We start from the raw sequence: 3,597 nt of genomic DNA, 5'->3' as shown, positions 1-3,597 counted from the left end.
GCAGCGCGAGCCATTCGGCGTGGCCGAGGCTTGCGGCCTCACCGGTGGCTTCGATGTCGGCGAAGGCCTTGGCCATGCCGTGGAGGCCGAGGGCGTTGAGGCGGTCGAGGGTCGGATGGGTGAGCAAGGGATGATCTCCTAATTGTAGTAGCGCGGTCCGCGGATGTTGGCATGCAGGATCGGCGCATCGTCCGCGGAACGCTGGTGAGCAGAACGCCGATCGAGATTGTTGGCGAGGATCGACTTGACCGAGCCATAGGTGCGCGCGCCGACGTCGATTGCCCGCGCAGCCGCGGCGTCCAGCCGTTCGCGCCCATAGGAGGCGGCGAGCCTGAGGATGCCGAGGCAGGCGCGGAAGCCTTGCTCGGGGTGCGAGCGCTCGTCGAGAATGAGGTCGCACAACGCGCTGGTCGCCGGCCCGATCGCGGCGGCGTCCTGGCGGATACGCGCGATGGTCCAGCCGGCGTAGCGCCGATGGCTGGAGGCCATGTGCTCCGGCACGGTGGTGTGTTTGTGATTGCCGCTCATGCGCTGATGCGCGGCGATCCGCTCGCCCTTGTGGAAGATCTCGACGGTACGGGCCGTGAACCGCACCTCGACCTCGGCGCGGGCGAAGCGATGCGGAACGCTGTAGTAATGCTTCTCCACCTCGACGTGGTAATCGAGACTGACGCGGCGGATCCGCCACTCGGCGAGGACATAGGGGGACGCCGGCAATGGCTTGAGCGCCGGCCGGTCGACCTCCTCGAGCAACCGGCGGCGTGTCACGCCGAGCCGCCGGATCGGCCGCTCCTCATTCAGCCTCGTGAGCAGTTCGCCGATCGCCGCATTGACCTCGGCCAGGCTGTAGAAGGTGCGATGGCGCAGGCGGCCGAGCAGCCAGCGCTCGACGATGAGGACGGCCTGCTCGACCTTGGCCTTGTCGCGCGGCTTGCGCGGCCGCGCCGGCAAGATGGCGGTGCGGTAATGCGCCGCCATCTCCGCGTAGGTACGATTGATCTGCGGGTCGTACAGGCTCGCCTTAATGACCGCAACCTTGGTGTTGTCGGGCACCAGCAGCGCCGGTATGCCGCCGATCGCCGCGAAGGCGCCAACATGGGCGCTGATCCAGTCGGCGAGCCCCTGCGTCCACGTCGCCTGCGCGTAGGTGAAGCTCGATGCGCCGAGCACGGCGACGAAGATCTGCGCCGTTCTGCGCTCACCGGTAAGGCGGTCGACCACCACCGGCCACGCCATCGCCGGCATAGTCGACGAACAACTTGTCGCCGGCCGCATGGGCCTGGCGCATCGTCACCGACAGACGGCCTTCCCAGGCGCGGTAGAGCTCACAGAAGCGCGAGTACCGGTATCCGCCAGGCTCCGGCGATATATTCCTCCCACAGGATCGACAGCGTCACGTGCTTGCGTTTGAGCTCGCGGTGCACGCTCGCCCAGTCGGGCTCGGCGATGCGGCGGTGACCCTGACGGTTGCCATTGCCGGTCTTCGCGAACAGGCGAAGTTCCAGAACCGTGTCGGTGACGTCGTCTGGCAACGGCCAGCTCAAGCCCGCGGCCTGGAACCGCCGGAGCGCCAGTCGCACCGTCGAGGGCGCCGCGCCCACCCGTCGCGCAATCTCGCGGCTCGGCAGCCCCGCCGCCTTCATTCTGATCACATCGCGCACACGGCGCATCGCAAGCCTCTCTGTCGGCATCCAGGGTCCCCTTCGCAAAGCCGAAAGGGTTCATCCTATGGGAGCCAGAAGAGGCCTCGTCACCCGGGCGACATCATCCCGGAATGGTGGGCGACATCATCTCGGAACGGGTGGGCGACTTCAAATCGGAATGGTGGGCGAGATCATCTCGGAATCCTGGGCGACATCGATCGGAATCCGCACACCGGTGCAAAACGAACTGATAGTCCTCGTTGTAGAGGACGAAGATCTTATTCAGGGTATGGTCGGAGAAGCCCTGTCCGGGGGTGGATTTGAGCCGCAGATTGTTTCATCAGGCGAAGAAGCGGTTATCCTGCTCAAAACCGAATCTACCAGCTATCGCGCGTTGCTCACCGATGTTCATCTCCGAGGCAAACTCACTGGATGGGAAGTTGCCAAGCAAGCCAGAGAGATCAATCCAGAGATGCCCGTGGTCTACATGACTGGGGCTGCAGCTGATCAGTGGCCGTCTCACGGCGTACCGAACAGCGTTCTCTTGAACAAGCCGTTCGCGCCCGCGCAGGTGGTTACGGCAGTGTCTCAACTGCACAACCAAATCCCGCCTTCGCACTCATAGCGGACCTGGAAAGCCCCAAGTAGGTGCCCGCTATTGCGTGCTTAGCGACAAGCCAAGAACAAATGCCTTAGCCGCCGTCGCGCCCGGCGTTCGCTTCAATTTCTTTGCGATCTTCGTGACACCAGTCTTTTGCTTCGCAAGTAACTTCAGCGTCTTCAGGTCGTCTTTCGTCCACTCGCGACGAACACTTTTTTTCTTCTTGGCCAACTTGGCACTCCTTCGTTGATAGGAGCGCGGTCTAACACGTGTCGCGCGGTTCGCAAATGCCTCGTGAATGGCGCTGTTTGACGGACCCTGTCGTTTCCGACAGGTGCGCGCCGTCCGAGCCGTGGGCATGATCGCGGCTAAAAGACGAGGGCCGCAGCAATGAGACGTTACTACTTCCCGATTTTCCACAGGGGAGAGACACAGGCGGACGATGTGGGGGAGCTATTTGGCTCGGCTCAACTAGCCGTCCAATACGGCGCGCGCGTCGCTCGGGACATCGCCAGCGATCCCGAGCAAGAAGATGGTCGACGAGCGTCGCAGTCGAGAGACGCAGCTGCAGTCCGCCGAGCAGATCGCAGCGACATGTGCTCAACTTTCGCCCGAGGACCAGGCGATCGTGACGGCTGAGATCAAGCGCATCATAGGGGAGCGTGACCAATGAAGCGCCGGCGCCGAGCGCACAGGAAGCGCGACCCGCAGCGGCTACTGACGCCGCCGGCGGCTCAGCCGATGAATTAGGGCCCGCCGGTTCACGCTAAGGGGCCTCAAGTTTGCGCGTGCCAGGGTTGGACAATCGGGAAAAATTGGTAGGAACGCTAACAGGGTCTCGGGTTTGGTGGATATCTAGCCCCCAAGAGGATTGCTCATGGACCGTCGAGATCAGAGCTACCGGAACAACCCCACAGCCTGGGTGGTGGTCGCAATCGTGTTGATCGCCGCTATCGCCGCGATCTTCTACAGCACCGGCAATCACACGACCGCGTCGAACCAGACCAGCGCGCCCGCAACCAAGACCAGCTCAACCAACCCGCCAACAACGACGGGTGCGGGCGCCGGTTCTCCGGCAACTGCGCCATCCACAGCACCCGCGAATCCCGCTACGGGGTCGAAGTAGCTAAGCAAGCCGCGGTCAAAGCTCCCGCGACATTGCTGGATGGGTGCGGTTTTTACCTTGCCACCGCGGTAAGGCCGGTCACGATGTTTCGAGGCCAGGCCCTCCCAGCCTATGCGGCAGGCAGCACGATAGAGATCGGGGCCGATTGAGCTGCTGCCGGTATGATGGACACCGGGTTAAGCTAATCCCACCTTGCGCTCGAACTCAACAGGGCTGAGGTAACCGAT

3 protein-coding genes and 2 pseudogenes are annotated in these 3,597 nt (G+C 63.3%); 2 read left to right on the top strand and 3 right to left on the bottom strand.

The features are described from left to right. Together IVB32_RS24975 and istA are read right to left on the bottom strand one after the other, a co-directional pair. Window positions 1-127 (bottom strand): annotated as a pseudogene (locus IVB32_RS24975) (ATP-binding protein); the annotation flags it as partial. Between the two features lie 11 nt (window positions 128-138). Further along, window positions 139-1,670, bottom strand: a pseudogene (istA, locus tag IVB32_RS24970) (IS21 family transposase). A 151-nt stretch (window positions 1,671-1,821) separates the two neighbouring features. Here istA and IVB32_RS24965 point away from each other — a divergent pair. After that, window positions 1,822-2,268, top strand: coding sequence for a response regulator (locus IVB32_RS24965; protein WP_247411723.1), 447 nt, complete (start codon window positions 1,822-1,824; stop codon window positions 2,266-2,268). Window positions 2,269-2,298: 30 nt separating this feature from the next. On the opposite strand, the gene IVB32_RS24960 is transcribed toward IVB32_RS24965, so the two are convergent. Further along, the gene (locus IVB32_RS24960) at window positions 2,299-2,475 is read right to left on the bottom strand and encodes a hypothetical protein (RefSeq protein WP_198293370.1); all 177 of its coding nucleotides are present in this window, start codon (window positions 2,473-2,475) and stop codon (window positions 2,299-2,301) included. 646 nt (window positions 2,476-3,121) lie between these two features. Here IVB32_RS24960 and IVB32_RS24955 point away from each other — a divergent pair. Beyond that, window positions 3,122-3,370: a hypothetical protein gene (locus IVB32_RS24955; protein ID WP_051113003.1), complete on the top strand. Its 249-nt coding sequence runs from the start codon at window positions 3,122-3,124 to the stop codon at window positions 3,368-3,370. The last annotated feature ends 227 nt before the right edge of the window (window positions 3,371-3,597 follow it).

The sequence above is a fragment of the Bradyrhizobium sp. 23 genome, assembly GCF_023073295.1.
Lineage (GTDB): Bacteria > Pseudomonadota > Alphaproteobacteria > Rhizobiales > Xanthobacteraceae > Bradyrhizobium > Bradyrhizobium canariense_D.
This window is presented reverse-complemented; position numbering and strand designations above follow the sequence as displayed.